Here is a 4369-nt window from a genome sequence, read left to right on the forward strand (position 1 = left end):
GCCCTGGCGTGGTGCGCGGTCGAGCGGTGCCGCRCCGTCGAGCCCAGCCACTCGCTGGCGCGGCTGGTGGCCGACCTGCTGGACGAGGCCTGCTCACCCGAGCTGTGGGAGACGTTCCGGGCGGGCCTGGACCGCGGAGCAGCCTGAGGAGGGGGACCAGGAGAGGCCTGCGCACCCATCCCGCGGGGGGTGACGCCTGTTCCCGGAGGGTCGCGCGTGGCTAGGGTCCCTCCCATGGGTGAAGAAGTCGAGCAGCAGGAGTTCTCGCGGGCTGACCGGACGCGCCACCGGGAGAAGGTGCGCCGCAATCTCGACGTCTTCGCCCGGATGCTGCGCGAGGCCCGTTTCGACACCGACGACCCGATGACCGGGCTGGAGGTCGAGCTCAACCTGGTCGACGACCGCGGGGACCCGGCGCTCAAGAACGCGGAGGTGCTGGAGGCGATCGCCCAACCCGACTTCCAGACCGAGCTGGGCCAGTTCAACATCGAGATCAACGTGCCTCCGGCCACCCTGCGCGAGGGCGGACTGACGACGTTCGAGGACAGCCTGCGGCGCTCGCTCAACGACGCCGAGGCGGCCTCCAGCGAGGTCGGCGCGCACCAGGTGATGATCGGCATCCTGCCGACCCTCGCCGAGGGCCACATGTCCCGCGCCTCGCTCAGCGCCAACCCCCGCTACAAGCTGCTCAGCGAGCAGATCCTCGACGCACGCGGCGAGGACATCACCATCAACATCTCCGGACGAGACCGACTGTCGACGACGGCGGACTCGATCGTTCCGGAGGCGGCGTGCACCAGCACCCAGTTCCACGTCCAGACCGCCCCGGACGACTTCGCCGCCTACTGGAACGCCTCCCAGGCGATCGCCGGCGTCCAGCTCGCGGTGGCCGCCAACTCGCCCTACCTCCTGGGCAAGGAGCTGTGGCGCGAGACCCGCATCCCGCTGTTCGAGCAGGCCACGGACACCCGCAGCGAGGAGCTCAAGGTCCAGGGGGTCCGCCCGCGCGTGTGGTTCGGCGAGCGGTGGGTCACCTCGGTTTTCGACCTGTTCGAGGAGAACGTCCGCTACTTCCCCGCGCTGCTCCCCATCACCGACGAGGAGGACCCGCTCGAGGTGCTCGAGTCCGGCGGCACGCCCGAGCTCTCCGAGCTCCGGCTCCACAACGGCACCATCTACCGCTGGAACCGTCCGGTCTACGACATCGCCCACGGGGTGCCGCACCTGCGGGTCGAGAACCGGCTGCTCGCCGCGGGTCCCACGGTCGCCGACACCATCGCCAACGCCGCCTTCTACTTCGGACTGGTCCGCCACCTCGCCGAGAGTGAGCGGCCGCTGTGGTCCCAGATGTCGTTCTCGGCGGCCGAGGAGAACTTCCACGTCGCCGCCCAGCAGGGCGTCGATGCGCAGATCTACTGGCCGGGTATCGGCCAGGTCCGTGCCACCGAGCTGGTGCTGCGACGGCTCCTCCCGATGGCTCACCAGGGGCTCGACGCGTGGGGGGTCGAGGCCGACGTCCGCGACCGCCTGCTCGGCATCATCGAGCAGCGCTGCCTGCTCGGGATGACCGGCGCCGACTGGTTCGTGGGCCAGATGCGCCGGCGCTCGGACATGGAGACGTACGACGCGCTCCGCGCCACGCTGCAGGACTACCGGAGCCGGATGCACACCAACGAGCCCGTCCACACCTGGGGGGACTGAGGGCCCGACCCGCGGGTCAGGGCGGCCGCGGGCCAGACCCTGACCGGCGTCGCAGCCGCCGCCACTCGCGGCGTGCTCCCGTGACCGGGTCCAGCCAGCCGTCCCGCGTCACCACCACGAAGGTGGCCTCCAGGCCGGCCTCCGCGTACGCCGTCCTGGTCGCCACCGACCACAGCACGTCGGCGTCGTGCGCGGCCAGGGAGCCGGCGCGGGTCAGCCAGACCACGGGCACCGGGGTCGGCGTACCCAGCCGCGCACCCAGCTCGCGCCGCGAGCGTTGCAGCAGCGCGGAGACGATGTCGGCGGCCAGGGTCGCGTCCGTCCCGCTGCCGGGCTCGTCGACGAAGCAGGCCGGGTGGTGTCCCGGCAGGCCGACGTGCACGGCGGGCGGTGGCCGGCGACGGTGGTCGGACTCCCGGAAGTCGAGCACTGCCTCGCGCAGCGCGACGTGGGTCGCGCGCGAGATCGGAGCCAGCACCGGCATGGGCGACAGCCTGCCCTCACGGACCGGTTCGCGCGCGTCGTCGTCCACAGCCTCCCGCTGGCCGCCGGGATTGGGTACGGTGCCAACCACCCCGTCCCGCACCGATGCGGGGTCGGTCTGCAGAAGGAGACACCATGGGTACCGTCGTCGTCGGATACGTCCCCAAGCCCGAGGGCGAGGCCGCGCTGGCCACCGCCATCTCCGAGGCCAAGCTGCGCGGCAGCAGGCTCGTGGTGGTCAACTCGCACCGGGGCGGCCACGACTACGACGAGACGCGGGCCAGGGCGGCCGACACCGACATGGAGCACGTCCGCGCGACGCTGGACGAGTCCGGCCTCGAGTACGACATCCGGCAGCTGGTCCGCGGCTTCGAGCCGGCCGAGGACCTCATCAGCCTGGCCGAGGCCAACTCCGCCGAGCTCCTCGTCATCGGGCTGCGCCGCCGCTCGCCGGTCGGCAAGCTGATCCTGGGCAGCAACGCGCAGCGCATCCTGCTCGACGCCCACTGCCCGGTCCTGGCGGTCAAGGCCGACTGACCACGGCCGCACCCGTCACCGCGCCGTCGGCGAGGTCGGCCAGCGCCCGGTCGACCTCGTCGAACGAGTACTGCGTCACCCGGGGTCGCAGGTCGAGCAGCTCCGCGAGGCGCAGCAGCTCCTCGCCGTCGGACCGGGTGTTGGCGGTGACGCTGGTCAGGGTGCGCTCCCGGAACAGGTCGCGGTCGTAGTCCAGCCCCGGGATGTCGGACAGGTGGATGCCTGCCACCGCCAGGGTGCCGCCCTGGTCCAGCGCCGCGAGGGCGGTGGGCACCAGCTCGCCCACCGGGGCGAAGAGGATGGCCGAGTCGAGCAGCACCGGCGGCCGGCCGTCGGCGGGACCGACCGACGTCGCGCCGAGCTCGGTGGCCAGGGCGCGAGCCGCACTGCCGCGGGTCAGGACGTGCACCTCCGCCCCGCGCGCGAGCGCCAGCTGCGCCGTCAGGTGGGCGCTGGCCCCGAATCCGTAGATCCCCAACCTCCCGCCCGGGGGCAGCGCCGCGCGCTTGAGTGCCCGGTAGCCGATGATCCCGGAGCAGAGCAGGGGAGCGGCCTCCTCGTCGGTGAACCGGGCAGGGAGGGCGTACACGAAGGCCTCGGGAGCGACGGCGTACTCCGCGAAACCGCCGTCGCGGTCCCAGCCGGTGTACTCCGAGGACCGGCACAGGTTCTCGCGACCGCGGCGACAGGCGCTGCAGCTCCCGCACGTCCGCCGCAGCCAGGCCACCCCGACACGGTCCCCGACCGCGAAGCGCCCGGACCCCCGGCCCAGCGCGACGACCCGGCCCACGACCTCGTGCCCGGGGACCACCTGTGGCGATCGTGGCGCCAGCTCCAGGTCGGCCAGGTGCAGATCGGTCCGGCACACGCCGCACGCGGTCACCCGCACCAGCACCTCGCCGTCGGCGGCGAGCGGTACGTCGCGCACCACTCGCTCGAGGCGCCCCGGACCTCCCGGGCGCCCGCTCACCACCCACGCCCGCATCCGACCCGTGTCGCCGGTCACGTCATTCCCATGGCCCCAGCGTCCGGGGGACGTGCCGGCCGGGTCGAGGGCGGAAGGTCCCCAGCCGGTCTTCGAAGGTCCCGCCGGCACGGGGCAGCACGTCGGCCCGCGACACGTGACCTCTGGCCCTGCACGGGACCGGTCAGGAAGCGAACAATCGAGGCACCGCGGCCCCCCGACGGGGCCTGCAGACGAGGAGGACGCCGTGTACGCCGCCGTGGGAGACAGGTTGATCGTGCACAGCCAGCACGTCGACGAGCCGGTCCGTGACGGGGAGGTACTGGAGGTGCGGCACCCCGACGGCAGCCCGCCGTACCTCGTGCGCTGGGAGGACACGGGTCACGTCGGACTCGTCTACCCCGGCCCGGACGCGGAGGTCCACCACTTCGAGCACCCCGGCTGAGCGGTGCGGGATACTGCGGGCATGGCTCTCCACATCACCGGTGACCCGGCCGCCGACAAGGTCCTCGACGAGTCCCCCTTCGCCCTGCTGGTGGGGATGATGCTGGACCAGCAGTACCCGATGGAGCATGCCTTCCGCGGTCCGGCCAAGGTCCTGGACCGCTTCGGCACCATGGAGCCGGCGGCGATCGCGGCCGCCGACCCGGAGGAGTTCGCCGCGATGGCGGCCACGACCCCGGC

The 4369-nt window shown here is 72.8% G+C and carries 5 protein-coding genes and 1 pseudogene; 4 read left to right on the forward strand and 2 right to left on the reverse strand.

What is annotated here, in order from left to right; genetic code table 11:
- The first annotated feature begins 234 nt into the window (after positions 1-234).
- Complete coding sequence (locus ACXJKL_RS15470) at positions 235-1701, forward strand: glutamate-cysteine ligase family protein (protein WP_457207925.1); 1467 nt, start codon at positions 235-237, stop codon at positions 1699-1701.
- A gap of 16 nt (positions 1702-1717) precedes the next feature.
- Here ACXJKL_RS15470 and ACXJKL_RS15475 read toward each other — a convergent pair whose 3' ends face one another.
- The gene (locus ACXJKL_RS15475) at positions 1718-2185 is read right to left on the reverse strand and encodes a hypothetical protein (protein WP_457207926.1); all 468 of its coding nucleotides are present in this window, start codon (positions 2183-2185) and stop codon (positions 1718-1720) included.
- A gap of 134 nt (positions 2186-2319) precedes the next feature.
- Between ACXJKL_RS15475 and ACXJKL_RS15480 the strand changes: the two genes are divergently transcribed.
- On the forward strand, positions 2320-2721 hold the full coding sequence (locus ACXJKL_RS15480) for a universal stress protein (RefSeq protein WP_457207927.1): 402 nt from the start codon (positions 2320-2322) through the stop codon (positions 2719-2721).
- Here the strand turns inward: ACXJKL_RS15480 and ACXJKL_RS15485 are convergent.
- Complete coding sequence (locus ACXJKL_RS15485) at positions 2708-3727, reverse strand: zinc-dependent alcohol dehydrogenase family protein (RefSeq protein ID WP_457207928.1); 1020 nt, start codon at positions 3725-3727, stop codon at positions 2708-2710. The two genes, ACXJKL_RS15480 and ACXJKL_RS15485, sit on opposite strands and share 14 nt — an antisense overlap.
- Before the next feature lie 205 nt (positions 3728-3932).
- On the opposite strand from ACXJKL_RS15485, the gene ACXJKL_RS15490 reads away from it, so the two are divergent.
- Together ACXJKL_RS15490 and ACXJKL_RS15495 are read left to right on the forward strand one after the other, a co-directional pair.
- Positions 3933-4130, forward strand: coding sequence for a DUF1918 domain-containing protein (locus tag ACXJKL_RS15490; RefSeq protein ID WP_457207929.1), 198 nt, complete (start codon positions 3933-3935; stop codon positions 4128-4130).
- Between the two features lie 21 nt (positions 4131-4151).
- Positions 4152-4369 (forward strand): annotated as a pseudogene (locus ACXJKL_RS15495) (HhH-GPD-type base excision DNA repair protein); the annotation flags it as partial.

It is taken from the genome of Nocardioides sp. P5_C9_2, from assembly GCF_054049555.1.